Here is a 25,665-nt window from a genome sequence, read left to right on the forward strand (position 1 = left end):
CCTTACAGAATCCGAATCATTCTCGTTCACAATCTCTTTTTCTTTTTAGTCTCAACGACTTAGCGCGCTTTTTCTTGACTTGAGAAGCGTTTGCCGTCAGGCTTGTCTCCTGAATCAGGGCGCTGTCCGTCAGCACCGCCCAGACTGTTTAAGAGTCAACCATGCTCAGGAGTTTCCCATGAAAGCCGACAAAACCATGATCAAACACCTCAACAAAGCGCTTGGCAACGAGCTGGTGGCGATCAATCAGTATTTCCTGCACTCGCGTATGTACAAGGATCGCGGCCTGATCAAACTGGCCGATAAAGAGTACGAAGAGTCCATTGATGAGATGAAGCACGCCGATCAGCTGATCGAACGCATTCTGTTTCTGGAAGGGCTGCCCAATCTGCAAAGTCTGGGCAAACTGTTTATTGGCGAGCACACCAAAGAGATGCTGGAGTGCGACCTGAAGCTGGAGAACGTGGCGATTCCTGACCTGCGCGACGGCATCGAGTATGCCGAGTCCATCCGTGACTACGTCAGCCGCGACCTGCTGTCATCGATTCTGGAAAGCGAAGAAGACCACGTGGACTGGCTGGAAACCCAGCTCAGCCTGATTGATTCGGTGGGACTGGAGAATTATCAGCAGTCGATGATGTAAGCCCCCGGGTTGCCGGAAAAGAACCTGGAGGGGCATCACAGCCCTTCCAGGAATTCCAGCACCGCCGCATTGGTCGCTTCCGGCAGCTCCTGCTGAATCCAGTGCCCGGCTTCCGGCAACACCACCACGCCACGCAAGTCTTCCACCACGCGATTCATCGCGCCCTGCAAGCGGCCCTGAGAGGCGCCGCCAATTACCACGTCCTTTTCACCGGCAATAAACAGCGTCGGTACCGTGATTTTTTCACCGGCCAGATGCGGGGTGATTTCCCAGTTGCGGTGGAAGTTGCGATAGTAGTTCACACCACCGCGGAAACCAGCTGCTTCAAACTGACTGACAAAATAGTCCAGGTCGTCCTGTGTCAGCCAGTCCGGCAACCCTGTCGCCGCGCCCAGGCGTGGAATCCAGCCACCGGCGGAGCGATGCCGGTCGGTCACCTGTGGCGCCTCGCGTGGTGAATCCGGTGACAGGTACAGGCGGCTGAGCAGGCCGCGCGGATTTGCATCATATTCGGCTTCAGCAACACCGGGCTCCTGGTGATAAAGAATGTAATAAAAATTGTCACCAAAGGTATTCTGCCAGCCCACCAGCGGTGACTCTGCCGGCCGTCCGCCGTAAGGCACACTCATCGCCACCAGCGCCGAGAAGCGCTCCGGGTGCAGCAGCACGGTATTCCAGGCAACAATGGAGCCCCAGTCGTGGCCCATCAGAATGGCCTTGTCTTCGCCATAGGCATCAACGATACCAACAATATCGGCCGCCACGGTCACGATGTCGTAGTCTTCCACATCCGGCGGCGCCTCGGTGGCGCCATAACCGCGCATGTCCGGCGCCACCACGCGGTAACCGGCATCGGCAACGGCCTTGATCTGGTGCCGCCAGGAATACCAGGATTCGGGCCAGCCGTGGGCCATGATCACCAGCGGGCCACTGTCACCCATGGTGGCCAGGCGCATGCGGATGCCATTGGTTTCAATAAAACGGAAGCTGATGCCATCGATGGGCGATTGTTCATTCATAAGTGCGTTCTCGGTCCGGGCGCCGGTTTGCGCCAACACGTTTGCAGGGCTTAGCACCGCAGCCAGGCACAGCAGGGCAGCGGCTTTGAGAATCGGGAAATGCGATAATGACTTTTTCATGCTCAGGTGCTCCCGGGCTTTGTTATGATGCATCGGAGCTTACAACATTTACCCTGACAGAAGAACCGCCCTATGTTGAGTCTGATGGATCTGGTCTGGTTGGCGCTGCTGGTGGTGCTGGTCAATCACTGGTGGCGATCACGCGATGCCAAGGCCTTTGCCCTGCAATACGCTGCGCGCCGCTGCAAGGAGCTGGACCTGCAATTGCTGGATCAGAGCATGGTGCTCAAACAAAGCCGCCTGCGCCGCGGTGACACCAGTGTGCTGCAATGGTATCGCCGCTACGATTTTGAATTCTCCTCCACCGGCCACGAGCGTTATCCGGGTACGGTGGAACTGGCCGGCAACCGTCTGCTTGGCATCGAGATGTCGGCTTATGTGACTACCGATTGAGCGCTTGTCTGTCGGCGCCCCTCAGCGGGTGCCGGGCATGATTTCAAACACCGGATCAAATTCCACCAGTACCGATGCCAGCTGCTGCAGCACGGCCGCATTGCCGGTGACCTGTCCTCGCCCGCTGGTCAGCTGACTGCCCAGCGTTGCCTGCCCCAAGATCACCTGGTCCAGGTCGCTGCGGTCCATGGTGATACTGGCATCGGCCTGGTCAGAGGCATAACCGGCGATATTGGTCAGCGTGCCGCCGCGCATCTCGATGACAAACTGCTCGCCAGTGTCCGGTGTGCTGAAGTTGATGATAAATGCCATGCCGTCGGCCAGTTGGCTGTCGACCCGCGTGGCAATGGCGTCCCACCACTGCGAGGTGGTCATTGCCCGGGCCAGGTCGGGGCTGGTGCCACGCGCCGGACCGGCCGGTGCGACACCGACACGAAGCTCCTGCGCCGCGGTCAGGAACACATTGCGCATGCTGGCGCTTTCGTATTGATACCCCAGTTGTTCAAAAGTGGCGGCCAGCAGCTCCTTGCCCTGCTGATTGTCGGGTTCCGCGTATACCAGTTTGTTGAGGATTTCCATGGCATGGCGGTACTGTCCTTCATCGAAAAGGCCCTGTGCGCGCGGCAGAATGGCGTCAGCGCCGCCCATCATCTCCACATACAGCGGTGCCGAGTCTTCCGGTGACAGTGGCGCCAGCGTGGCAGGGTTGCCATCCCAGTACCCCAGGTAACGGTTGATCACCGCGCGTGAATTGTGGAATTCCGAGCCATGATACTGGCGCACACTCCAGCTTTGCTGCAGTGACTGGGGTACCTGATACTCGTTATGCATCTGGCTGATGGTGATTCCTCTGTTAGCCAGATTCAGTACCTGGTTATTCAGGTTGGCGTAGGCGTCACGCTGGTCACGCATGACTTCCTGGATACGCTCATTGCCCCAGCGCGGCCAGTTATGTGAGGAAATCATCACCTCGGCGTCCTGACCAAAGCGATACAACGCTTCATTGATCTGGCGCGACCAGGACAGCGCATCGCGCACCAATGCGCCGCGCAGGGTGTAGATATTGTGAATGGTGGCGGTGATGTTCTCCGCCGCCCAGAACACATTGTGGTCCGGGAACCAGGCATTCATTTCCGCGGGCGCCTCGGTGCCGGGGGTGTTCTGGAATACAATGCGCACGCCGTCAATGGTGTGTTCCTCAAAGTCATCAGTAACCACCACCGTGGGCGCAATCAGGCCGCTGCTGCCGCGTGCCAGGGCTTTGCCGATGGCCGAATCCACCTGGCCGAACGGTCCTGCCGCCAGCGGGTTGCCGTATTGATAAGAGGCGCGCCGGGTCATGGCGTTGCCGGCATACACGTTCTCGGAAATCGCCTCTTCCATGAAGCCCACAGGCGCGTAGACATCGACCCGCCCGCTTTGTACGTCGTCATCATCGATGACACCGCGCACGCCGCCAAAATGATCGATATGCGAATGCGAGTAGACCACTGCGCTCACCGGCCGGTCGCCGAGTTGTTCGTTGGCAAAGGCCAGCGCCGCCTGCGCGGTTTCCCGGGTCAGCAGTACGTCAAAGACAATCCAGCCCTGTTCGCCACGGACCAGCGTCATATTGGCCAGGTCGTAACCACGGATCTGGTAAATGAAATCCGGCACCACTTCATAAAGGCCATAGTTCATGTTCAGCGTTGCCTGGCGCTGCAGGGACGGGTGGATGCTGTCGTAATCCTGACCGTCCAGTAAAAAGTCATAACGACCGATATCCCATACCACATTGCCTGCCGCGCCCAGAATCTGCCGGTAATCGGGCGCGGCCACAAAACCGCGCCGTGATTCGCCGAAGTCGCGCTGATCGGCGAAAGGTAATGAGGCTCTTAGCGTATCCTGGCGCGCCGATGTGGCAGCACTGGCCGGGCTGGTTTGTGCCTGAGTGACCGTGCTCAAGGTGAGCATGAGGGCGAGAGTGATAAAATAGTGAATACGGGTGATGCGCATGACACGTGCCTCGCGTTTTTGTTTTAGTCGCAGTAAAGCCGAATTGGGTTTTCAGTTCAAGTCAGCCGTTGCTAAGATGGCGCAGGCAATATGATGGTTCAGGCAAAATACCAATCGAGGTGACGGCACCATGTGTTCAGGGCAACGGGAGAGTCAGCGTACAAAAAGCGCTGGCGATTGGCGGTCAGAGTTGTTTACAGCCAGTGTCAGCCTCATGTTCGTGCTTACCGCCCTCGCCGCTGGCGGGATCGCGCACGCCCAGAATACAACACAAAGTGAATCAACCATGCCCGATTATTCTATTCGACCCTTCAGCATAGCAGTACCAGACGCTGCACTTGAGGATCTGGCAGAGCGCCTGCAGCGCACCCGCTTGCCAGACCAGATTCCCGGTACCGATTGGGCTTATGGCACCAACACGGACTGGCTGACAGACTTGCTGGCATACTGGCGTGAGGACTTTGACTGGCGCGCGCAGGAGCGCAGCCTCAACCGTTTTGACCAGTACATCACGCATATCGACGGTGTCGATTTGCACTTTATTCATCAGCGTTCCCCGCACGAACAGGCGACGCCGCTGTTGCTGACCCACGGCTGGCCCGGCTCCATTGTTGAATTCCGGCATATCATTGACGCGCTGACGCATCCGGAAGAGCACGGCGGCAGCGCTGACGATGCCTTTCATGTCATTGCGCCGTCACTGCCCGGATTTGCTTTTTCCGGCAAACCCACCGAGCCGGGTTACAACCCCGAGCGCATGGCGCATATGCTGGCAAGCCTGATGCAGCGCCTGGGTTATCAGCGTTACGGGGCACAGGGCGGCGACTGGGGTGGCATCATCAATCGCATCCTGGCGGCGCGCTACCCTGACCGGTTGATCGGCCTGCATTCCAATTTTGTGCTGGCCAGCGCGCCGCGCGATCCGGATATCCTGGCCGCCACACCCGCGGCAGACATTGAGCGTCGTGAAGCCCGGCAGGCCTACATGGCCAATGAAGTGGGTTATCAGCAGATTCAGGGCACTAAACCGCAGACACTGGGCGTGGGGTTAAACGATTCGCCGGCCGGGCTGGCAGCGTGGATTGGTGAGAAATTCCATGGCTGGAGCGATCTGCCCGAGGGTGATATCCACGATAAATTCAGCAGGGAAGATCTGCTGACCAATATCAGCGTGTACTGGTTTACCCAGAGCATCACGTCGTCGGCGCGCATCTATTACGAAAACCGGAACGTGCCAATGAACGAACCGCTGGGGTACGTCAGTGTACCCACGGCCGGTGCCATTTTTCCGAAAGAAATTTACCTGACGCCAAGGCTGTGGGCCGAGCAGTCCTACAATATTGTGCGCTGGACCGAGATGCCGCGCGGCGGCCACTTCGCCGCGCTGGAAGAGACGCAGCTGCTGCTGAATGATATTCGCGCGTTTTTCGCGGAATTGGAGTAATGGCTTTAAAGTGGCGGATGTCCCCATGGGTCCGGCGGTGTTGCGACTTCATTGCTCAGGTCAAACTCGACCCGGAACAGTCGATCAGAATCCCGGCGTGCCAGCTCATAGACAAACTGTTCGCCCGGCTCGATCTCCATGGCCCAGACATTGGTCAGTGACACCAACATGTCGCCACGGGTGAACATATCAATGGAAAACTGGTCGACGGGAAATTCCTGACGCGAGGCTGTGCCCGCGCTGCTGGTATCACCGCCGTACATCGTCACGGCATCATCGCTGCCATCTTCATGGCGGTGATCGTGTTTCAGGCGCAAGCCTTCGTCGGTGTGCGTGAGTATCCAGGTGCGGCTGTGATCATTGCCGACATGGAAGGGAATACGGATCTCGTTGTTGTTGCACTCACGCACATGCATCACCAGGGTTTGCCCGACAAAGGGATCATCATCCAGCTGCGGAGTGTTAACGGCGACACGACCGGCAAAGGACTGACCGCAGTGCTGAGCGATATTGGCCATGAACTGATCGACTGGCCGTACATCCGGGTTGGCACCGGTTCCTGTGGTAACCGGATCGCTGCAGGCGACCAGGGACAGCAAGGCGATCTGTACCGTTGTTGTTAAAACCTTGTTCATGCTGACACCCTTGGCAGTCGGTTGCTTGAGGGCTTGAGCCTAGCGTGTTTCCCCTGCGCTGGCAATGTGACGCTGAGCTGACCCTGCGTTTGTTTTGACATGTATGACAACGGCTTCTATGCTGATGAGCGAATACTCTTATCCGGAGAAAAACAATGAAAATGCCCGTGCTGCCTGTCACCCCAGTGCTTTTGTCATCCCTGCTGGTTCTGAGTGCCTGCTCCGATTCATCCCAAACGCCTACTGCACAGACGCCGACAGCCGAGACCGACTACCGGTACGAGACTGATATCCGCTGGACTTCCTATGGTATTCCACACGTCAAGGCCGACGATTGGGGCAGTCTGGGTTATGGCTTTGCCTATGCCACGGCCCGCGATGCGATCTGCACCATCGCCCGGGATGTACTGATGGTCAATGGCGAACTGGCGCTCAACTTTGGTGAGGATGGCGGCAACCTGCAAAGCGATATTTTTCATCGCTCGGTGCTGGACGAAAACATGATCCAACGCTTCCGCGCAGGTCAGAGCAGTCAGACCAATGAATTTTCCGCCGGTTATGTGGCGGGCTATAACCGCTACCTGGCCGAACACGGCGACGACCTGCCACCGGCCTGTGCCAATGAGGACTGGGTGCGCAGCATTACCGGACTGGATCTGGACAAGCTGACCATTGGCGTAGGCATCCGTTATGGGCTGGGCCTGTTCCAGCGCGAAATGGCCAATGCGGCACCGCCGGGGGCGCCCGTCGCCAGCCTGGACAGCAATTTTGACATCGACGCCGGTATTGGCAGCAACGCCATTGCCATGGGCAGTGCGGTCACCGAGTCGGGCCGCGGCCTGCTGCTGGGCAATCCGCACTATCCCTGGCAGGGCTCCTCGCGCTTTCACATGATTCATACCACCATACCCGGTGAGGTCGATGTCATGGGGGTCAGTCTGTACACCACCAACCGGGTTGCGATTGGGTTTAACCATGATGTGGCGTGGACCCATACCGTGTCCACCGGTATGCGCTCCACCGTGTATGCGCTGGAGCTGGACCCGGAGAATCCGACACGCTATCGCTATGGTGATGACTACCGGGATATGGAACGGGTCAGCATTGAAGTGCCGGTGGCCAATCAGGAAGGTGGCACCAGTATGATCGCGCGTGACGTCTACATGAGTCACTATGGCCCGCTGGTAGTGTCCGATCAGTTGCCGTGGACCGAGACTACTGCATTCGCCATTCGTGACGTCAACCTCTACAACGACAAGTCAGCAGCCACCTACGACGCCTTGAACAAGGCGCGCAATATTGATGAGGTTGAAGCCGCGCTCAGTCTGCAGGGGGTGTCCTGGGTCAATACCATTGCAGCGGATAGCGATGGCACGGCTTTTTATGCCGATATCAGCGTAGTGCCCAATGTTGACAGTGCCCTGATCGAGGCCTGCCGGATAGACGCCGACAATGTCCCGTCGCGGGTGGTGCTGCTCAATGGCAGTAATCCTGAATGTGAATGGTATGAATCTGCCGAATCAGAGATACCTGGCGCTATGCCGGCTGACAATATGCCGCGTATTCGCCGCGACGACTACGTCCACAATGCCAATGACAGCTACTGGCTGTCGACGCCGCGTGAACCGCTGGAAGGCTACTCGCCCATCATCGGTTCGGAGCGCACGCCGGTCAGTCTGCGTACCCGCGCGGGACTGAGTTTTATCGAAGAAGCACTGGCCACCGGCGAAAAGATGCGCCCGGAACATATACAGGACATGTTGTTCAGTCACCGTCACTTTGGCGCCGAGCTGTTTCTGGACGAGGTGCTGGGGCTGTGCGCTGATGTCAGTGAACCGGTTAATTTTAACGGCAATGATGTTGATATCACTGCGGCCTGCGACGCACTGGCAGGCTGGGATCGGCGTGCCGATACAGACAGCCGTGGTGTGCACGTGTGGCGGGAGTTCTGGCGACAGGCAGCGCGCATTGATGATCGTTATGTGGTGCCCTTTGATGCCGCTGATCCGGTCAATACGCCCCGTCAACTGGCCGTAGAGCAACCGGCGGTGCGCAGCGGATTGCTGCAGGCCCTGGCGCATGCGCAGACGTTTTTCCAGGATCAGGGTATCGCATTGGTCGCCACCCTGGGTTCACTGCAGTACGAACCCCGAAACGACGAGCGCATAGCGATACCCGGCGGTGCCGGCGGTGCCGGTATGTGGAGCGTGATTACTTCACAATTCAATGCCGAAGCGGGGGCCTACACCCCGATTCTGCACGGTAACAGCTACATGCAGGTGATCAGCTGGGATGAGGATGGCCGGGTAGATCCCCGCGGCATACTGAGCTATTCACAATCGGAAGATTCGCGTTCACCGCACTTCGCGGATCAGACCCGTTTGTATTCACAAAGTCAGTGGCTGGATCTGCCCTTCCACGAAGAAGACATCCTGGCAGACCCGGCCCTGCAGACGCTGACGCTACGAGAATAGTCTTATGCGGCTTTGATAATCCTCGGGGGTCATGCCCCGAGGATCAAGCCCCGAGGGTTAAGCGTCAGGGGCGCGGCAGCGCGGATCTGACTGCTGAATTCCCGTAATCATCTCGCGGCTTAACGGCAGCGGATCACAGCCATGGCCGGTCTCGCAGATCATGTCCCACTGCGGCTCGGCCTTGATGTGGCAGTCCAGACAATTGCCACCGAAGCGATTGACCACATCGGTGAATCCGCGCACGGTAATCTCCGAGCCTTCCGCGCTGACATTCAATTCAAAGAATTCCCAGTCATTGGTTTCCGGGCTGGTGCCGGCAGGTTGTTTAACCATGACTTCGGTCGGCACCAGCTGTACCACAGAGCCGGTCGGGTAGGGTGCACCGTCTTCAGCATTGGCAGCGGCCAGCGTGGCGTCAAGATCACCCAGCAGGTTATCGATGAAGAACCCGCGTACCGGTGTCATGTCGGTCAGACAGTCAAACGTGGTTTCGTCGACTGCGATGGGCTCACTGGTCTGCGCCATCAACTGGCTGATGCCAGCGCCGGCAGTGAGCACGGCGGCGGCCAGACCCAGTGCAGGGCGTGAACGCCCGGAGAGTGGTTTTTTCATGATGTATCCCTCGGTTGCTTGTGTTGCTGGCGATCATATCGCGTGCGATATAAATTGGCAATGCAATGCGGCAAAGCGTGCCTGTCCTGCGTTCACTGCAAATGCTTAAGCAATGCGTCCAGCTGTTGTTTCAGTTTCACGCCTTCTTCCAGCGGATAACCCGCGCGCTCGAACAGCTGCTGTGGAATGCAGGCGCATTTATGCTTCAGGCTCTGGCCCTTGCGGGTCAGGGAGATATTGACCACGCGCTCATCATCAAGGTTGCGCGTGCGCACGATGACATCCATCGCTTCCAGTCGCTTCAGCAAAGGGGTCACGGTATTGGTGGCCAGCTGTGCGCGCTGACCGATGTGCGAGACAGTGCAGGGCGCATCCTCCCACAGGATCAACAGCACAATATATTGCGGGTAGGTCAGCCCCAGCGGCTCCAGCAGGGGTTGGTACAGACGCGTGATCAGGCGTGAGGCGGCGTACAGCGGAAAACACAGCTGATTGTCCAGGCGCAGGTATTTGTCCGTATCTGCGACCTGGTTGTCCGGGGCATCGGCCCGTTTTGAGGGTTTGCCCGGCGCTGGTTTGCTGGCAGTCTTGGGTCTGGTCTGGGCCATGATGCTGAACGTATCCTGTGGGTATCGGTGCTGTTGCCTGACAATGTGCCTATAATGGCCAACTTTGCTGAAGAATTAAACTGTTGACGGGAGATTGGGTGTGGCTTTGATGGTTCGATTGTTGTTTTGCGGCCTGTTTGTGATGTTGCTGGGGGCGTGCACCAGCGCGCGGGTGTTGACCGAGTGGCCGGCGTCGGTGCCTGCCCAGCAGATTTTCCTGCAGGCCTACGAACAGGACGCAGTCAACCAGGCGCAGCAGACCAATGTTCAGTATCTGACCTGGATTGTGCGTTTTTACGAAGGCTGGGAGATGATGCCCACGGGTTGGAACGACATGACGCCGGTGGTACTCAGTGATCTGGGTGTGCAGCAAGCCGAACAGGTTGCTGAACTGCGTGACGAGCTGGGCGTCATGATCGCTGCCGAGTGGGCCAAGGACAATGATGTGCGCATTATTGATACCGCCATGCTCAGCCTTTGGGGCGGGGTGATGGTGGCAGCGCTGGAGCCTGAGGTGCGCATTGATGCCATCGAACTGATTACCGACGATGTCGAGCGATTGCTGGCCGGTGAGCTGGCACCGGCCCGGATCAATGACGAGCGCTACGCCAGCCGGTTGCCAATCGACCTGGACTGACCCGTTGTCATGACGTTGGCTTCAGCTCCTTGTGCCGTACGATGATTTTGCTCATGTCATGGCGGCAGGAGCCGGCCTTGTTGATGAGTTTGGTTTCGCAGATATCGCAGCGCACACATTCCTTGAAATCGATCTTCTCGCGGCGAATTGCACCGGTCGGGCAGGCATGTTCACAGACCGTGCAGACTGAGCATTGCGGCACCCGCCTGATGCGTAACGGACTGACCAGTGACACGACCCCCAGGGCAGCCCCCAGCGGACACACATAACGGCAGTAGAAGCGTGGTACCACCACGCAGGCCAGCAGGATGGCCGCCAGAATGGCAAACAGCAGCGCTGATCCGCTCAGGAAAAACAGCGTGCCGAACGGTTCAAAATACTGGAACACGGCGACATTGTTGGCAAACAGCGCTGCGCCGATGATGAATGCCAGAAAACCGTATTTGGTATACAGCCCCAGGTCGTGCCATTTTTGCGGAACCTTGAGCAACCAGCGTCTGGGCGTAAAGCGGGTGATGAAATCCTGCACCGCGCCAAACGGGCACAGCGATGAGCAGAACAGTCGTCCCCAGATCAGCGTTGTCACAACGGTGAAGACCACAATCATCAACAGCGGCAGATTGTTGAGCAGGAAGCCGGGGCCCTGCAGCATGGCGCCGGTAATGTGTGCCACCGACAGGAAGCCCGCCTTCATGAAACCCAGATAGACCATCACCAGCGTTAATGCTGCCCAGCGCCAGCGTGCACTCTTGCGGAAGAATGCAGTCAGCACCAGGGCAAAAATCAACAGCAGCATAGCGACCTCACCCCAGGGTGTGACACCCCAGGGCGGATCATTGAGGAACTGACGAATGACACTGTTCTCCGCGCGCTCGATGCGTTCGATTTCCTCAGCGCTCAGGATGGGATCGCCGCTGGCCAGACGCTGCCCCAGGCCCGTGATTTCGTATTGCAGCTCATAGGGATCGAGGCTGCCCAGTGGCTGATAAAAAATATTGATGGGCTGCGATAGATCATAACGATCATCCAGCACAATGGCGCCGGCAAACTCCGCGCGGTTGGTGATCAGTCCTTCGTCGGCGTTGCCTGCCGAGACCAGCAGATTGGCCGTCAGCCGCCGCATGGGCAGATCGCCCTGCTGCAGATGTAAACGATCCTGCCGGAATTGCTGATAACCGTCGCCGCCCACCGCCATCAGAATCATCTGGTTGCCACCGAGCCTGGCACTGGCATCACGCTCGGAGCGTGCGTAGGCTGTGCTGCCGATAAAATACTCACCCAGCGCCGGATGCCCCATGTAAGTGAAGGTCAGGGTCAGGGTTTCGCCACCGGGCAGAGTCATGCTGATCTGTTTGATGATGTCCTGTGCGACCAGTTCATCCCAGCTGTATTGCCTCATTTCATCCAGGATGCGCTGTGAGCGGGCACGCTCCACAGCACTGCCGGGCGTGAAACCATTGTAGGCACCGGCCACCCGTCGGGCAGCTTCCCGGATACCACGGGTGATCGCAAAACTGCTCACCGTGGCGCCGGCAATACCGTCAATATCGCTGTTGATGCGGAAATCATCGGCGATGGATTTGCCCGCGAACTGACCCTGGAATACCGGGTCAGCCAGAAAGTCGCCCAGTGTGTTCACATAGGATTCGACGTACTGCAGAATTTTCATGCCGGTAAGCTGATTGTTCAGATCGACCCCCACCAGCATGGGTATGGGAGCACTGAATCCACGTTCCTCTGGCGGCACATCTGCCGTCAGGAAAACATAACCAATCAGTTCCCGGCCACCGTTGCTGGTCGAGCGAAAGGCCTGATAGACCGGCGGTTCGCCCTGTTTGTCGGAGAATTCATCGGCCCCGGGCATGACCTGCTGCAACCACTCGGGCTGCACATCGGTGGAAAATGGCGTACGCACCGGATTGCCCTCGATTGGCTGACGCGGGGGCTGGGCACTCACCACTGCGCTGCTCAGTATCATGGCCAGCCCGATGACGAGGGCGGTGCAAAGTCGATACAATCTGGTATGGAGCATAAGGCGCGCTAGTCCTGTTCTGTGCATTCTGGGCGAATGGCGCATACTATACCGTTGGCGCCCGGGCAGTGGTAGCTGAGCGCCGGGGCGCGCCACAAAAAATCACGTTTGGCTGGCTGCTTGAAAGGCAACGATATGACGTCACTGGAACTGAAAATACCGCCATTGCTGCTGGTGCTGATAAGCGCCGCGCTGATGTGGCAATTGCAGGATTTTTACCCTTTGCCCTGGCTGAATTCGCTGCCCGGGCTGGTGGTGGCGGTTTTGTTGGTGGTGGCTGGCCTGGCTGCGGTCGTGGCGGGCGGCCTGGCTTTTCGTCGGGCACAGACCACTGTCGATCCGCGTTATCCGGAGCAAACCTCGCAACTGGTCACCGGAGGCATTTACCGACTTACCCGTAACCCGATGTACCTGGGTATGGCGCTGGCCCTGGCGGGCTGGGCCGTTTACCTGGCCGATGTTACGGCATTCCTGATGTTGGCGCTGTTCATCCGGTATATGGGGCGTTATCAGATCGGGCCGGAAGAGAGGATACTGCTGAACAAGTTCGGCAGTGAGTTTGAACAGTATTGCGCCGGGGTGCGGCGCTGGATCTGAGCGCCATGGGACAGGTCTGACTTTTGTCCCATGGCGTCAGAAAACCAGTTACGACCCTGTTGTTGAGCCATCGGTTGTGCTGTCATCAGTAGTGCCGTCATCAGATGATTCATCGTCAGCCTGATCGTCATCCGTGTCGTCATCAACAAAACCGTCTCCGGATGTGTCGCCGTCGACAAAACCATCACCGTCATCGTCAATATCCAGTGGCTCAGCGCTGACTGTCAGGCCACGAACGGTCAGCAGGCCCAGCATGCCGTTGTACCAGTCAGACATGTTCAATGGGTCACCATCAGCCACTGTGAGCACTACGCCCAGTTGATACACGCCTTCAGGCAGGAATTCGACATCGACCTCATCAATGCGGAACAGGTTTGACGTTTCTGCGCTGGCCTCATTGCTCACAGACACTGCCTGCAGCGTGGTATCCGGGTAGAAGATCATAAGGTAGGCATCGACTTCTCCTTCCTGAATCACGTCGGCACCACGCGGGAACCGGACGCCGATTTCCAGCAAGTCGCCGGAGTAGAAAATCTGTCGATTGGCCTGGATGATGGCTTTGACGCCATTGGAAGCGTTGCCGTGGCCCAGATTTTTGTTCTTGCCCGGGGCATTGGCAGAGTTGCCTTGGGCCATCGCCGGTTGCAGGGCGCCGACAGAAAATGCGAACAGCATTATCAGTAAACTCAGTTTTTGATTCAGGCTTTTCATCTGATTGTTCCTTTTTAGCTATGTTGGAGGGTTGCATTGAACCTAACGTATGGCCTTGCCGTTTTATTCCAGAGCGCCCGGTTTATCTGTGCAGCCTGATGGCTCTGATGTAAATGCACGATATGTTATGGTGTGGTTGGCAAATGATGCGGTAGGAGGTAACACCATGGCTAAAACGGCAACCCTGTACCGAATGGTCAGCGATCAGCACCTGTGTCCGTTCGGCCTGAAATCCCGTGATCTGCTTAAGCGCAAAGGTTTCGAGGTTGACGACAAACCGCTCGAATCCCGAGAAGAAACCGATGCATTCATGCGTGAGCATCAGGTGGATACCACGCCGCAGACCTTTATTGACGGCAAGCGCGTAGGCGGCTACGACGCGCTGCGTGAATACTTCGGGATGCCGTCGGAGAAAAAAGACGGCACCACCTACGTGCCGGTGCTGGCCATCTTCCTGTCCGCCTTTGCCATGTCGGTGGCGCTGGTGTGGAATGTCAGTGGCACGCTGGCGGCAATACCCGTGCTGGAGTGGTTCGTGGCCCTCACCATGTGCGCCCTGGCCATTCAGAAACTGCGCGATCTGACCGCTTTCTCCAACCAGTTCATTGTTTACGACCTGCTGGCCATGCGCGTGGTACGGTATGCTTATGTGTATCCGTTCGCGGAGCTGTATGTGGGCGTTGCCATGCTGGCAGGCCTGACTGCGTGGGCGGTTTCGCCCATTGCCCTGTTTATCGGGGGTGTGGGTGCGGTGTCTGTGTTCAAGGCGGTGTATATCGACAAGCGCGAGTTGAAATGCGCGTGCGTTGGCGGCAACAGCAATGTGCCCCTGGGGTTTGTTTCCCTGACCGAGAACCTGTTCATGATACTGGCGGCGGTCTGGATGTGGGTACGCTAGCGTCAGCGCCAGGATGGTCAATAAAGTGGTAACAGTCTGCCACACTTGAGCTTTATTTCAGTGTTATAATCCTGCGTTTAGAGAGATTCCCGCCAAGAACTTAAGCACAGGAATAACCATGTCGACTGCTAACACCTCAGATACCGCAAAGATCATCTACACTGAAACGGATGAAGCGCCGCGCCTGGCAACCTACTCGTTGCTGCCGATTATCCGGTCGTTCACCAAGGCCGCTGGCGTTTCCGTGGAAACCCGTGATATTTCCCTGGCAGGCCGTATTATTGCGACGTTCCCGGAATTCCTGGCCGAAGATCAACGCATCGGTGATGCCCTTGCGGAGCTGGGCGAGCTGGCAAAAACGCCGGAAGCCAATATTATCAAATTGCCCAATATCAGTGCGTCGATTCCACAACTGGTCGCCGCCATCAAGGAGCTGCAGGCGCAGGGTTACAAGCTGCCGGACTATCCTTTTGAGCCCAAAACCGATGAAGAGCGTGACATCCAGGCCCGTTATGGCAAAGTCAAAGGTTCAGCGGTGAACCCGGTTTTGCGCGAAGGCAACTCAGACCGCCGTGCACCCGCCTCGGTGAAAAATTACGCCAAAAAGCACCCGCATCGCATGGGTAAATGGTCGACTGATTCCAAAACGCGCGTTGCGCACATGAGCGACGGCGATTTTTACGGCAGCGAGCAGTCCAAAACCTTCGCGCAGGCCGATGACCTCAAGATTGTTTTCAGGACAGTAGCCGGTGAGCAGGTATTGCGCGAGTCGGTCAAGGTGCTGGAAGGTGAAGTCGTGGATGCCGCCCGCATGAGTGCAGCCAGATTGCAGACCTTCCTCGCTGAGGAAACTGCCGCTGCCAAAGAGCAGGGTGTACTGCTGTCATTGCACCTGAAAGCCACCATGATGAAAGTCTCTGACCCCATCATGTTTGGCCACGCGGTCAGGGTATTTTATAAATCCGTGTTCGACAAACATGCTGACACTTTTAAACAGCTCGGCGTGGATGTGACCAATGGTTTCGGTGATGTCGTGGCCAAAATCGCCACGCTGCCCGATGATCAGCGCGCCGCCATCGAGGCCGACATCCAGGCGGTGTACAACAGCCAGCCGGAACTGGCCATGGTCAATTCCGACAAAGGCATTACCAACCTGCACGTGCCCAGCGATGTCATTATCGATGCGTCGATGCCCGCCATGATCCGTGATTCCGGTAAGATGTGGGATCGCAAGGGCGAGCGTCAGGATACCCTGGCCATGGTGCCCGACCGCTCCTACGCTGGCGTCTATCAGGAAACCATCAGCTTCTGCCGTGAACACGGTGCCTTCGACCCGGCTACCATGGGCACCTGCCCCAATGTGGGCCTGATGGCACAGAAAGCGGAAGAATACGGCTCGCATGATAAAACCTTCGAAATACCTGCTGACGGCAACGTTGTGGTACTGAACAAGACCGGTGACACCGTGTTTTCCCACGAAGTTGAGAAAGGTGACATCTGGCGCATGTGTCAGGTCAAAGACGCTCCCATACGCGACTGGGTCAAACTGGCGGTGTCGCGTTCGCGCCTCAGTGGCATGCCTGCCGTGTTCTGGCTGGACAGCAACCGCGCACATGACAATGAGCTGATCAAGAAGGTGAATGCGTATCTGAAAGAGCACGACACCAGCGGTCTGGACATCCAGATCATGTCACCCGATGCCGCAACCCGGCACACGCTGAAGCGCATGAAAAACGGCGAAGATACGATTTCGGTGACTGGCAATGTGCTGCGTGATTATCTGACCGACCTGTTCCCGATTCTGGAGCTGGGTACCTCGGCCAAGATGCTGTCCATTGTACCGCTGATGAATGGCGGCGGACTGTTTGAAACCGGTGCCGGTGGTTCCGCGCCTAAACACGTGCAACAGTTTGTGGAAGAAAACTACCTGCGCTGGGATTCGCTGGGTGAATTCCTGGCGCTGGCCGCATCTCTGGAGCACCTGGCTCAGCGCAACAACAACGAACGCGCCCAGATCCTGGCAGATGCACTGGATCAGGCCACGGCGAAGTTCCTGGATAATGACAAGTCGCCAGCCCGCAAGATTGGGCAGATTGACAACCGTGGCAGCCACTTCTACCTGGGCATGTACTGGGCCGAAGCGCTGGCCGCGCAGAGCAAAGATGCTGCCCTGGCCGAGCGTTTCGGCAAGCTGGCGGCGCTTTTGAACAGCAAGGAAGCCGAGATCCTGGCCGAACTCAATGGCGTGCAGGGTTCTCCGGTTGAAATCGGTGGTTACTACCAGCCCAATGGCGAGTTGGTGTCCGCCGCTCTGCGGCCGTCTGCCACGCTGAATGCGGCGTTGGCCGGGCTTTGATACTGACTCGGGGGTGCTGACATCGGTCATCCTGTAATGACTGGAGTATCAGCCGATTAAGTATTGCTCAAGACAATAATATGTCTTATATTATGAACAATTAGCGACTTATTGTTATTAATATAAGACATCTTATGAAAACCCATGCCACCAGTACTCTGCCGCGCGCAGCCCGCCATGCCCTGATCAAATTGGGTGAAGACATCGCGATTGCGCGCAAAAAACGTCGCATTTCAACGGTGTCCATGGCCGAGCGTGCATTCATCAGCCGTGGCACACTCTACAAGGTCGAGAAGGGCGATCCATCGGTTTCCATGGGTATTTACGTGACCGTGCTCGCGATGCTGGGCCTGGTTGACGGACTGGGGAATGTCGCCGATCGTAGCACTGACACCCTGGGGCTGGACATAGACGAAGACCGGCTGCCCCAAAAAGTGCAGCCGCGTCGTCCGAGGCCGGAACGCCCATGACGGACACCATCGAGATCTACATGGATCATGCCGATGGGACACATTTTGTGGGCAGATGTCGTTATGTCGCCAAACGTCGTGGGCAGAGCTCGGTTTTCGAATACGCAGAAGAATGGCTGAAAAATCCCCACGCTTTCGCTCTGGATCCGGCAAACCTGCCCTTGCGCGAGGGGCAGATCTACACCACGTCCGACAAGTCGGCACTGCCTGGTGCCATGCGGGATAGCGCCCCTGACCGATGGGGGCAGCAGTTGATCAAACGGGCCTTTCGCAAAGCGGGGGAAAATCGGGTTCTAACAGAGATCGACTACCTGTTAGCGATCACCGATCAAACGCGAATTGGTGCCCTGCGCTACAAGCGTGAGGGTGAAATCAGTTTTGATCATGACATAGGTCATTATCGGGTCCCTCCATTGATTCAATTACCGGCACTGATCAACGCCGCGGATGCCGTTCAAACCAATACTGAAACAGCTGAAGATTTAAAGCTGCTGTTGAATGAAGGTTCACCACTGGGTGGCGCACGCCCGAAATCAGCGGTCATGGACAATGACGGCACCCTGGCCATCGCCAAATTTCCCAAACCCGACGATGATCGCAGCATCACGCATGGCGAAGTGTTGGCAATGACACTGGCCGCCAAGGCCGGCATGCACGTCGCGACAGCAAAATTGCAGGACGTGGCAGGTCGGCCGGTTGCATTGATAACACGCTTCGATCGCAGGCAAGGGCAGCGTATTCCGTTTTTGTCGGCCATGAGTTTGCTGGGTCTTAACGATGGCGACGAGGCAACCTATACCGATATCGCCGAATGTATTCGGATGTACTCCAGTGAACCAACGGTCGATCTACATGAACTTTGGCGGCGAATTGTTTTCAGCGTGCTGATTGGCAATCTTGACGATCATTTGCGTAACCACGGATTCCTGTATGATAGAAATGGCAAATGGCGATTGTCACCAGCCTATGACCTGAATCCTGTGCCCCTGGAAGAAAAGCCCCGTGAATTAAGTACGTGGATATCGGATGAAGGGCCGGATGCCGATCTTGATATTGCCCGCAGAGCAGCGCCGTTTTTTGCGCTGACGCACGAACAGGCCGAAGCCATTATTCTGGAGGTGACGGCTGCATTGCGCGGGTGGCAGCATATCGCACGACAACTGGACATGAGTAGCGCAGACATCGCGCTGTATTCGACAGCAATTCAATCGTGACCCGGTCCGCGAGGTACTGAAGGCGGTTAGATCAGGTATTTGAAATATATTTATCGCTTTTCTTGCAAACGATAACGATTCTCGATAGCATTCGCGTTTTGTTAAGCTGGCAAGGGAAGATAGATCATGTTTGAATTTCACACCACAGTGGAGCCTCGTGCGGGTCGCGCCACAGTTATTACCTCATTAGCCTCATTACTCACCTTGACGCTGTGCAGCGTCGGGTATGCCCAGTCCTCACAGGACAGTGCCGAAACCGGCGACTCGGTTGATGAAATCATTGTCACCAGCCGCTACACCACCAACGAACGCCTCGATTCCGCCACCGGTCTGGGCCTGACTCTGTACGAGACGCCGCAGTCCGTCAGTGTGATGACCGCCGAGCGCATCGCCGACCAGAATCTGCGCTCGCTGACCGATGTTGTCGACAACGCTGCGGGCGTCTCGGCCCGGGCGCAGGACAGCACCCGCTCGACATATTCCTCACGCGGCTTTTCCGTGAACAACTACCAGATTGATGGTGTGCCGATCTACTGGCAGCCCGGCAATAACGCTGGCGAAACCCAGTCCGACACCAGCCTGTACGAGCGCGTAGAAGTGGTACGTGGCGCGACAGGGTTGCTCACCGGCGCCGGTAATCCGTCTGCGTCGATCAACCTGGTGCGCAAACACGCGGACAGCCGGGAATTTACCAGTTCGCTGAGCGCCTCGGCCGGGCGCTGGAATACCTACGGGCTGACTGCTGATGTCAGCACCCCTTTGAATGCCAGCGGTACTGTACGCGGGCGTCTGGTGACACACTATCAGGACGGTGATTCGTTCCGCGCTCTTGGCGGAGACACCAAAACCGTGCTTTACGGCGTGATCGACATGGATGTGACCGACCAGACATTACTGCGCGTTGGTGCCACCTACCAGGACAATGAACCCACGGCCTCTACCTGGGGCGGTCTGCCCACCTGGCATGCCGATGGTTCGCGCACTGACTGGTCGCGCAGCAAAACCATTGGTGCCCACTGGACCACCTGGTCGTCCGAAGTCGAGAACTATTATGTGGATCTGGTGCATGAATTCCGCAATGGCTGGAATGCCAAACTGAGCCTGAACAATAACGTCAATGCATCAAAACAGATGCTGATTTACATGTCAGGCGCGCCGGACCGCGAAACCGGACTGGGTATGAGGCCATCACCCCGCAACGCCGACACCGATCGCGAGCAGACCAGTATCAGCCTGAACGTCAATGGCGATTATCAGTTGCTGGGCCGAGTGCATGAAGTGACCTTTGGTGTGGTTGATCACACAGAGGACAATATTGCCTTCTCCCGGGCACGCAGCAATATCGCGCCGGTCGGCAATTTTAATCAGTGGGATGGCAGTTATCCGCAAGCGACCTGGGGTGTCCGCAATACCGATATTGAGTCCACGACTGATCAGTTTGGTGTTTATGGTGCTACGCGTCTGTCATTGACTGATCAATTTAAAGTGATCGCCGGTGGCCGCCTGGCGGACTGGGAACAGGCAGGCGTTGCTTACGGTACGGCGCGATCATTCGGAGACACCAATGTATTTATTCCGTATGTCGGTGCGCTGTACGAATTCAACAATCAGCACACGGTTTATGGCAGCTATACAGAAATCTTCCAGCCGCAGAATCTGCAGGATCGCAATGGTGACTTCCTGGATCCGATCACTGGCGAAAGTCAGGAACTGGGTCTGAAAAGCCTGTTCTTTGATGGTGCTTTGCAAACCACGGTATCGGTGTTTGATATTCTGCAGGACGATCTGGGGCAGCCCGATGGCGACTTCATCGTACCGGGTTCCGACAACGGCCAGGCCTACTTTGCCGCCGAAGGCGCCAACAGTACCGGCTACGAAATGGAAATTGTGGGACAACTGGCGTCAGGCTGGGATGTCAGCTTCAGTTACACGCGTTTTGAGGTGGAAGACGCGGCCGGCAATGACGTCAATACCGACAATCCGCGCGAGCTGCTGAAACTGTACAGCACTTACCGCTTCGCCGGTGCGCTGAACAGCCTGACTGTAGCCGGCGGTGTCAACTGGCAGGGTCGTGAGTACATGAATGCTACCAATCCCGTAACCGGTTCCAGCGAGCGGTTGGAGCAGGAAGCATTCAGTCTGGTCAGTCTGATGGCGCGTTATGACATCAGTGCCAATCTGTCGGCGCAGTTGAACGTCGATAACCTGCTGGACGAAACCTACTACAGCCAGATCGGTTTCTACAGTCAGCTGGAGTACGGTCAGCCGCGGAATGTGACCGCATCGCTGCGTTATGACTTCTGAACAGGCCTTGTCAGCGTCGGGGAGTGAGCGAATGGATATGCACGGGTGGCGACTGATCTCACTGATAGCTGCCGGTCTGCTCGGGGGGTATGCATTTGCCTCTGCGGCCGGCGTCTTTCTCGGAGGTGTGCTGACAGGGTCGCGCAGTGAGGCGGCGATGACCGGGCATCTGCTTGGGTTTGTGGTCTACGCCGCCGCAATCGTCTGGGTGGCGCATACGCGCCGTCCGGGCCTTGCCTGGCTGGTTTTTGTCACCGGCGCCATAACGCTGACGCTGGCGGGTCAAGCGCTGGTCGCTCAGTCATGAGCCGCCGTCGATCCGACAGCCGCGCCGCAACGCCAGCCAAGGCGGGCTTTCGTCAGACCATGACGTGGTTGCACACCTGGGTGGGGCTGACCTTTATCTGGTTGCTGTTTTTTGTTTTTGTGACCGGAACGGCAGGCTATTTTGACACGGAAATCGATCGCTGGATGCAACCGGAACTTCCGCCCGCGCAAATCGGGGTCGATGCATCGGACAGCGTGCCGGTGTTGTTAAATCATGCCCGTCTTGTGGCACCTGGCGCTGAACAATGGTTCTTGTCTCTTCCTGTCGACCGCAACCAACCCTATGCCAGTCTGTTCTGGCGCGGCGCTGATCCTGAACAAGGCGCGCAGCAAACGTCAGGCAACGCGCTGATCGATTTGCGTGATGGTGCCGTTTTGCAAGCGCGTGATACCGGCGGCGGTCAGTTGCTGTACCAGATGCATTGGCGGCTGCATTATCTCAGTCGTAACTATTCCGACTGGATCATCACCTTGGCCACGATGTTCATGTTTGTTGCCATCATTGCCGGCGTGATTATTCACAAGCGTATATTTCGTGACTTTTTTACTTTTCGTCCCGGAAAAGGGCAGCGCTCATGGCTTGATGCGCACAACTTGCTGAGCGTGGCAGCACTGCCGTTTCATTTGATGATCACCTACTCCGGCCTGTTGTTCATGGGGTTCTCATTCATGCCCCTGGTATACTCTGCCTACTACGGCACTGACAACGGCGCCCGAGGTGAATTCTTTGCCGAGGTATTTGATCCGCCCGGGTTGACGGCGGCCGCTGGCGAGGCGGCGCCATTGGTGTCGCTGGCGCTGGTCGTGGCGGAAGCGGAGCAGCATTGGGGCGAGAACCGGGTGCGAAGCCTGGATATTCGGCATCCGGGAGATGCCAATGCGCGTATTTTCGTTCACGAAAATGCTGAGCAAACGGTCGCCAACAGTGAGGGCCTATTGGTATTTGATGGCAGCAACGGCAGTCTGATTCATGCCTTGCCATCTGCCACATCCACCACCAAGCGCATACGTGATGTATCACTGGGCTTGCATGAAGGGTTGTTTGCTGCTCCCGTGCTGCGCTGGTTATATTTCTTCTCCGGCGTGCTGGGCACGGGCATGGTGGCCACTGGCATGGTGATGTGGACCGTCAAACGCCGTGAGCAGGCCGTGCGGACCAGGGTGCCGCCATCGGCGGGTTTGCTGCTGGTGGAGAAATTGAATGTGGGCACAATAGCCGGGTTGTTTGTGGGCATCGCCGCTTACTTCTGGGCCAATCGTTTGTTGCCGGTCGACTTTGTGTCACGCGCCGACTGGGAAGCGCATGCCCTGTTTCTGACCTGGGCGGCCATGCTTTTGCATGCGGCAGTGCGACCTACCCGACAGGCCTGGGTTGAGCAGTTCGCGCTGGGCGGACTCGCGTTTGCCGCGCTGCCGGTGCTCAACTGGCTGACCACGGATCGCCATCTTGGACAATCAGTGCCCGCGCAGGACTGGGTGTTGGCCGGGTTTGATCTGACCGTACTGGCGCTGGGTCTCACATTATTGGTGATCGCCGGATATCTGGCATCACGTTTGGGTTATGTTAACCGGCACTTGCCACACGATGCGGCTGCATCGACGCTGGGAGTGTCGCGATGACTCAGCCGCCGCTGCTGTCACTGGTTTTATGTCTGCTTGTCCTCGCCGGCGTGGGCAGTCTGGCGGTTGCCTCTGCCCGCTACCGACAGCGCAGTACGCCAGTACCCATGGCGGGCGTCTGGCGTGTCTCGGGCTGGGTGTTGGTGGCTCTGGCCAGCGTGGTCGCCATTGTTTTGCAGGGCTGGGCCATGGCACTGGTGTATCTGCTGGCCGCGGCGACGCTGGCAACAACAAGTGTGGTGCTGGTGCTCAGCTACCGGCCTCGCTGGCTGGTGCCGATTGTGTTGGTGGCGCTGCCGAGCGGACTGTTGTTGTTTGCTGGAATATGAACAGGCCGGCGGCCAGTGCCAGCCAGACCAGATTCACACTCAGGCTGCCGCCCTGCCACGCAGCCGACCCAAAACGCAGGGTGTGAACCACAGGCACGGCGGCGGTCACAAGCCATGCCCACTGCCGCAGATGATACGCCCACGCCAGCGGTGTGCCCCGGCGCCAGGCGATGGCGGCCAGTATCAACAAACCTCCCCAGAACACCGGGATCGGCGCTATGCCCAGTGCCAGGTGCATCACGGCGGACAAGGATATCAGCAGCAGTGTGCCCCACACGCTGAACTGCCACAGCCGGTCAATGGTGTCGGCCGGTAATTTGCGTTGCCGTCGTTTCGCCAGCCAGATGTTGACGCCGGTGGCGGTGACGATGCACAGCGCTGTGCCCAGCAAAAGGAAGATTATCTTGACCGGCATGCCGCCAAAATGTCCGAAATGCAGCCGATACAGCGATGCCTGCATTTGTCCCCCGACACTGGCTGCTGCGCCGCCGACCGCACGCAGGTAATTGCCATCAGCGTCGTAGCGGTGGCTTTGTGACCAGTACAGGCGGTCGGGCTGGATCGCACTGAGTTCTACCTCTTGTCCGTCGGTAGCGGGTTCATAAACAGACAGGTAAAACACCTGGTCAAGCGGTGATCGTTCGGAGAATGACTGCCAGATGGCGTCGAAATCGGGCAGTGCTGTCGATACGGCAGTTTGTTCTGCTGCAGGTGCCGGGTCACCCGTTTCTGGTGCTTGTAGCAGGGAAGCCGCCAGACTGATGGCGCCCGCCAGGCCGAGGATGGCACCGGTGACCGCAATGATCAGATGAAATGGCGCTGCCCAGACGCTGAGCCGGTTGTGCAGATCAGTCTGTTGCAATTGCCGCGAGCGTGACAGGCGCAGCGAAAATGCATCGCGCAGGATGCCCGGGTGGGCGAGAAAGCCGGAAACAATGAGAGCTGTCAGCAACACGCCGAATATCCCGACGATGACAACGCCCAGCTCCAGCGGCAGGTTCAGAGCAAAATGCAATCGGGCCAGAAATGACGTCCACGGGCGATCAACATCCGCCTCCAGCGATCCGTCCGCAGCCACGTAGCGGCGTTGTTCACCATAACTGATGGACATACGTGGCCAGTCGGAGGTAGGCATGTCCAGGCCAATAAAGTCCGGCGCATGGCCCAGGTCAGCAATGGCATGTTGCACGGCCTGTTCGATGCGCTGCCCGCTGACTTCCATGGTCTCGATGGTGGCGGTGGGTTGTTCCCAGCGCCAGAATTCTTTGTAGAACACGGCCAGCGTGCCGCTGACACAAATTACATACATCAGAAAAGCAGCCGTCAGTCCCAGTACCGAGTGGCCAGACAGCATCTGCCGGAAAAAATTGGCATCGGGTTTTTTTAATCGGGTCATGCGGGACTCCCTGTCAGGGTAAATTGCTGTCAGTGCAACAATAACAACAGCGTTAACGCAAGTACTGTACTCGATGTCATGATGATGGTTGGACCTGTCAGCCTTGTGGCGGTGCAGGCCCAGGCCATGCCCGCCGTCCAGATCAGTGTCACTGCCAGCCGTTCGGTGAACACGCGGTCTGCGTCGATGGACATGAGAAGCTGCGCCAGCAAGAGGCTGGTGGTCAGTGCAAACAGAGCGGCCAATGGGCCTGCGACCAGAAAGCGTGCGCCGCCGCGCAGCCAGGTCCGGGCCGGGACGGCAGAGTAGCCGGCGGGGGAGGATTGCACGGCGGCAGCGCCACCTTGCCCGGTGCGTTGTGCTGTGGTTCTGGTCTGCATCGGCCATTGTCCCTGAACGGCTATCCAGGTGATGATCAGCACCATCAAGACACTGATCCCGACAGGCAGACCGATCCAGGTGCCACCGGCAATGCTCCAGCCTGCCAGCGACAACGCCAGTATTCCCCAACCTGGGATCAGGCCACCGCGTTTGTGCCAGCGCCAGGATCGATAGATCAGACCGATGCCCACCAACATGGCCAGCGTCGCGGCACCCGCCCAGAGTGCGTGGATATGTTGCCAGTAGAAGACAGTCATGCCGGGCGGCCTCATTGCAAAACCATAATGATAGTAATTATCGTTTAGCTTTGCAATTTATCCAGAGCGGCATAATGGGGACGGAGGGAATACTTTTTATTCCCTCAAAAGTATTCCCTCCGTCCCCATTCTGCCTTCCCCATTCTCGCGTTTGCCGGGGCCATGCGCACAAGCTAAGATTGCTTGAGCGAGC

At 57.5% G+C, this 25,665-nt stretch carries 23 protein-coding genes; 14 read left to right on the top strand and 9 right to left on the bottom strand.

Annotated elements, in window-relative coordinates:
* Window positions 1-178 precede the first annotated feature (178 nt).
* A complete protein-coding gene (gene bfr, locus WD071_RS15660) occupies window positions 179-643 on the top strand; it encodes a bacterioferritin (RefSeq protein WP_368049334.1) in 465 nt (154 codons plus the stop codon).
* A 35-nt stretch (window positions 644-678) separates the two neighbouring features.
* Here the strand turns inward: bfr and WD071_RS15665 are convergent, their stop codons facing one another.
* Complete coding sequence (locus WD071_RS15665; protein ID WP_368049335.1) at window positions 679-1,782, bottom strand: alpha/beta fold hydrolase; 1,104 nt, start codon at window positions 1,780-1,782, stop codon at window positions 679-681.
* A gap of 72 nt (window positions 1,783-1,854) precedes the next feature.
* Between WD071_RS15665 and WD071_RS15670 the strand changes: the two genes are divergently transcribed.
* The gene (locus WD071_RS15670) at window positions 1,855-2,175 is read left to right on the top strand and encodes a DUF3301 domain-containing protein (protein WP_368049336.1); all 321 of its coding nucleotides are present in this window, start codon (window positions 1,855-1,857) and stop codon (window positions 2,173-2,175) included.
* Between the two features lie 21 nt (window positions 2,176-2,196).
* Here WD071_RS15670 and WD071_RS15675 read toward each other — a convergent pair whose 3' ends face one another.
* Window positions 2,197-4,170, bottom strand: a complete 1,974-nt coding sequence (locus tag WD071_RS15675) for an alkyl/aryl-sulfatase (RefSeq protein ID WP_368049337.1) — start codon at window positions 4,168-4,170, stop codon at window positions 2,197-2,199.
* A 214-nt stretch (window positions 4,171-4,384) separates the two neighbouring features.
* Here WD071_RS15675 and WD071_RS15680 point away from each other — a divergent pair, with 214 nt between their 5' ends.
* Window positions 4,385-5,614, top strand: a complete 1,230-nt coding sequence (locus tag WD071_RS15680; RefSeq protein WP_368049338.1) for an epoxide hydrolase family protein — start codon at window positions 4,385-4,387, stop codon at window positions 5,612-5,614.
* 5 nt (window positions 5,615-5,619) lie between these two features.
* Here WD071_RS15680 and WD071_RS15685 read toward each other — a convergent pair whose 3' ends face one another.
* Entirely contained in the window at window positions 5,620-6,249 is a 630-nt protein-coding gene (locus WD071_RS15685) for a hypothetical protein (RefSeq protein ID WP_368049339.1), read from the bottom strand.
* A gap of 155 nt (window positions 6,250-6,404) precedes the next feature.
* Here WD071_RS15685 and WD071_RS15690 point away from each other — a divergent pair, with 155 nt between their 5' ends.
* Complete coding sequence (locus WD071_RS15690) at window positions 6,405-8,723, top strand: penicillin acylase family protein (RefSeq protein WP_368049340.1); 2,319 nt, start codon at window positions 6,405-6,407, stop codon at window positions 8,721-8,723.
* 57 nt (window positions 8,724-8,780) lie between these two features.
* On the opposite strand, the gene WD071_RS15695 is transcribed toward WD071_RS15690, so the two are convergent.
* On the bottom strand, window positions 8,781-9,335 hold the full coding sequence (locus WD071_RS15695; RefSeq protein ID WP_368049341.1) for a hypothetical protein: 555 nt from the start codon (window positions 9,333-9,335) through the stop codon (window positions 8,781-8,783).
* A 92-nt stretch (window positions 9,336-9,427) separates the two neighbouring features.
* Window positions 9,428-9,943: a MarR family winged helix-turn-helix transcriptional regulator gene (locus WD071_RS15700; RefSeq protein WP_368049342.1), complete on the bottom strand. Its 516-nt coding sequence runs from the start codon at window positions 9,941-9,943 to the stop codon at window positions 9,428-9,430.
* 100 nt (window positions 9,944-10,043) lie between these two features.
* Here WD071_RS15700 and WD071_RS15705 point away from each other — a divergent pair, with 100 nt between their 5' ends.
* Window positions 10,044-10,580 carry a hypothetical protein gene (locus tag WD071_RS15705; RefSeq protein ID WP_368049343.1) on the top strand — a complete coding sequence of 179 codons (537 nt, stop codon included), beginning with the start codon at window positions 10,044-10,046 and terminating at the stop codon, window positions 10,578-10,580.
* Between the two features lie 7 nt (window positions 10,581-10,587).
* On the opposite strand, the gene WD071_RS15710 is transcribed toward WD071_RS15705, so the two are convergent.
* Entirely contained in the window at window positions 10,588-12,612 is a 2,025-nt protein-coding gene (locus WD071_RS15710; RefSeq protein ID WP_368049344.1) for a 4Fe-4S binding protein, read from the bottom strand.
* Window positions 12,613-12,747: 135 nt separating this feature from the next.
* Between WD071_RS15710 and WD071_RS15715 the strand changes: the two genes are divergently transcribed.
* Window positions 12,748-13,209, top strand: a complete 462-nt coding sequence (locus tag WD071_RS15715) for an isoprenylcysteine carboxylmethyltransferase family protein (RefSeq protein WP_368049345.1) — start codon at window positions 12,748-12,750, stop codon at window positions 13,207-13,209.
* Window positions 13,210-13,257: 48 nt separating this feature from the next.
* On the opposite strand, the gene WD071_RS15720 is transcribed toward WD071_RS15715, so the two are convergent.
* Complete coding sequence (locus WD071_RS15720; protein WP_368049346.1) at window positions 13,258-13,920, bottom strand: hypothetical protein; 663 nt, start codon at window positions 13,918-13,920, stop codon at window positions 13,258-13,260.
* Between the two features lie 166 nt (window positions 13,921-14,086).
* Between WD071_RS15720 and WD071_RS15725 the strand changes: the two genes are divergently transcribed.
* The 8 genes from WD071_RS15725 (at window position 14,087) to WD071_RS15760 (ending at window position 23,438) form a co-directional block, all read left to right on the top strand.
* Window positions 14,087-14,818 (top strand): MauE/DoxX family redox-associated membrane protein, encoded by a 732-nt coding sequence (locus tag WD071_RS15725; RefSeq protein ID WP_368049347.1) that lies wholly within the window; start codon window positions 14,087-14,089, stop codon window positions 14,816-14,818.
* Window positions 14,819-14,936: 118 nt separating this feature from the next.
* Window positions 14,937-17,174, top strand: a complete 2,238-nt coding sequence (locus tag WD071_RS15730) for an NADP-dependent isocitrate dehydrogenase (protein WP_368049348.1) — start codon at window positions 14,937-14,939, stop codon at window positions 17,172-17,174.
* 134 nt (window positions 17,175-17,308) lie between these two features.
* A complete protein-coding gene (locus tag WD071_RS15735; protein ID WP_368049349.1) occupies window positions 17,309-17,644 on the top strand; it encodes a hypothetical protein in 336 nt (111 codons plus the stop codon).
* Window positions 17,641-18,858, top strand: a complete 1,218-nt coding sequence (locus WD071_RS15740) for a type II toxin-antitoxin system HipA family toxin (protein ID WP_368049350.1) — start codon at window positions 17,641-17,643, stop codon at window positions 18,856-18,858. Before WD071_RS15735 ends, WD071_RS15740 begins: the two co-directional genes overlap by 4 nt.
* A gap of 126 nt (window positions 18,859-18,984) precedes the next feature.
* Window positions 18,985-21,162, top strand: a complete 2,178-nt coding sequence (locus tag WD071_RS15745) for a TonB-dependent siderophore receptor (protein ID WP_368049351.1) — start codon at window positions 18,985-18,987, stop codon at window positions 21,160-21,162.
* 31 nt (window positions 21,163-21,193) lie between these two features.
* Window positions 21,194-21,469, top strand: coding sequence for a hypothetical protein (locus WD071_RS15750; protein WP_368049352.1), 276 nt, complete (start codon window positions 21,194-21,196; stop codon window positions 21,467-21,469).
* Window positions 21,466-23,109 (top strand): PepSY-associated TM helix domain-containing protein, encoded by a 1,644-nt coding sequence (locus WD071_RS15755; protein ID WP_368049353.1) that lies wholly within the window; start codon window positions 21,466-21,468, stop codon window positions 23,107-23,109. Before WD071_RS15750 ends, WD071_RS15755 begins: the two co-directional genes overlap by 4 nt.
* The gene (locus WD071_RS15760) at window positions 23,106-23,438 is read left to right on the top strand and encodes a DUF3325 domain-containing protein (protein WP_368049354.1); all 333 of its coding nucleotides are present in this window, start codon (window positions 23,106-23,108) and stop codon (window positions 23,436-23,438) included. The genes WD071_RS15755 and WD071_RS15760 overlap by 4 nt, the downstream gene beginning before the upstream one ends.
* Here WD071_RS15760 and WD071_RS15765 read toward each other — a convergent pair.
* Both WD071_RS15765 and WD071_RS15770 read right to left on the bottom strand, forming a co-directional pair.
* Window positions 23,359-24,834 carry a PepSY-associated TM helix domain-containing protein gene (locus tag WD071_RS15765; protein WP_368049355.1) on the bottom strand — a complete coding sequence of 492 codons (1,476 nt, stop codon included), beginning with the start codon at window positions 24,832-24,834 and terminating at the stop codon, window positions 23,359-23,361. The two genes, WD071_RS15760 and WD071_RS15765, sit on opposite strands and share 80 nt — an antisense overlap.
* 29 nt (window positions 24,835-24,863) lie before the next feature.
* The gene (locus tag WD071_RS15770) at window positions 24,864-25,472 is read right to left on the bottom strand and encodes a hypothetical protein (RefSeq protein ID WP_368049356.1); all 609 of its coding nucleotides are present in this window, start codon (window positions 25,470-25,472) and stop codon (window positions 24,864-24,866) included.
* Window positions 25,473-25,665 lie beyond the last annotated feature (193 nt).

Origin of the sequence: Pseudohongiella sp. (assembly GCF_040877505.1) — a bacterium.
In the GTDB taxonomy this organism is placed as follows: domain Bacteria; phylum Pseudomonadota; class Gammaproteobacteria; order Pseudomonadales; family Pseudohongiellaceae; genus Pseudohongiella.

Excerpts from the sequence above, each read along its gene's own strand:
- WD071_RS15745 (WP_368049351.1), top strand. The coding sequence starts at position 18,985 with ATGTTTGAATTTCACACCACAGTGGAGCCTCGTGCGGGTCGCGCCACA.
- WD071_RS15710 (WP_368049344.1), bottom strand. The coding sequence starts at position 12,612 with ATGCTCCATACCAGATTGTATCGACTTTGCACCGCCCTCGTCATCGGG.
- WD071_RS15770 (WP_368049356.1), bottom strand. The coding sequence starts at position 25,472 with ATGACTGTCTTCTACTGGCAACATATCCACGCACTCTGGGCGGGTGCC.
- WD071_RS15700 (WP_368049342.1), bottom strand. The coding sequence starts at position 9,943 with ATGGCCCAGACCAGACCCAAGACTGCCAGCAAACCAGCGCCGGGCAAA.
- WD071_RS15765 (WP_368049355.1), bottom strand. The coding sequence starts at position 24,834 with ATGACCCGATTAAAAAAACCCGATGCCAATTTTTTCCGGCAGATGCTG.
- WD071_RS15695 (WP_368049341.1), bottom strand. The coding sequence starts at position 9,335 with ATGAAAAAACCACTCTCCGGGCGTTCACGCCCTGCACTGGGTCTGGCC.
- bfr (WP_368049334.1), top strand. The coding sequence starts at position 179 with ATGAAAGCCGACAAAACCATGATCAAACACCTCAACAAAGCGCTTGGC.
- WD071_RS15685 (WP_368049339.1), bottom strand. The coding sequence starts at position 6,249 with ATGAACAAGGTTTTAACAACAACGGTACAGATCGCCTTGCTGTCCCTG.
- WD071_RS15735 (WP_368049349.1), top strand. The coding sequence starts at position 17,309 with ATGAAAACCCATGCCACCAGTACTCTGCCGCGCGCAGCCCGCCATGCC.
- WD071_RS15725 (WP_368049347.1), top strand. The coding sequence starts at position 14,087 with ATGGCTAAAACGGCAACCCTGTACCGAATGGTCAGCGATCAGCACCTG.
- WD071_RS15715 (WP_368049345.1), top strand. The coding sequence starts at position 12,748 with ATGACGTCACTGGAACTGAAAATACCGCCATTGCTGCTGGTGCTGATA.
- WD071_RS15760 (WP_368049354.1), top strand. The coding sequence starts at position 23,106 with ATGACTCAGCCGCCGCTGCTGTCACTGGTTTTATGTCTGCTTGTCCTC.
- WD071_RS15665 (WP_368049335.1), bottom strand. The coding sequence starts at position 1,782 with ATGAAAAAGTCATTATCGCATTTCCCGATTCTCAAAGCCGCTGCCCTG.
- WD071_RS15730 (WP_368049348.1), top strand. The coding sequence starts at position 14,937 with ATGTCGACTGCTAACACCTCAGATACCGCAAAGATCATCTACACTGAA.
- WD071_RS15720 (WP_368049346.1), bottom strand. The coding sequence starts at position 13,920 with ATGAAAAGCCTGAATCAAAAACTGAGTTTACTGATAATGCTGTTCGCA.
- WD071_RS15755 (WP_368049353.1), top strand. The coding sequence starts at position 21,466 with ATGAGCCGCCGTCGATCCGACAGCCGCGCCGCAACGCCAGCCAAGGCG.
- WD071_RS15680 (WP_368049338.1), top strand. The coding sequence starts at position 4,385 with ATGTTCGTGCTTACCGCCCTCGCCGCTGGCGGGATCGCGCACGCCCAG.
- WD071_RS15675 (WP_368049337.1), bottom strand. The coding sequence starts at position 4,170 with ATGCGCATCACCCGTATTCACTATTTTATCACTCTCGCCCTCATGCTC.
- WD071_RS15740 (WP_368049350.1), top strand. The coding sequence starts at position 17,641 with ATGACGGACACCATCGAGATCTACATGGATCATGCCGATGGGACACAT.
- WD071_RS15750 (WP_368049352.1), top strand. The coding sequence starts at position 21,194 with ATGGATATGCACGGGTGGCGACTGATCTCACTGATAGCTGCCGGTCTG.
- WD071_RS15690 (WP_368049340.1), top strand. The coding sequence starts at position 6,405 with ATGAAAATGCCCGTGCTGCCTGTCACCCCAGTGCTTTTGTCATCCCTG.
- WD071_RS15670 (WP_368049336.1), top strand. The coding sequence starts at position 1,855 with ATGTTGAGTCTGATGGATCTGGTCTGGTTGGCGCTGCTGGTGGTGCTG.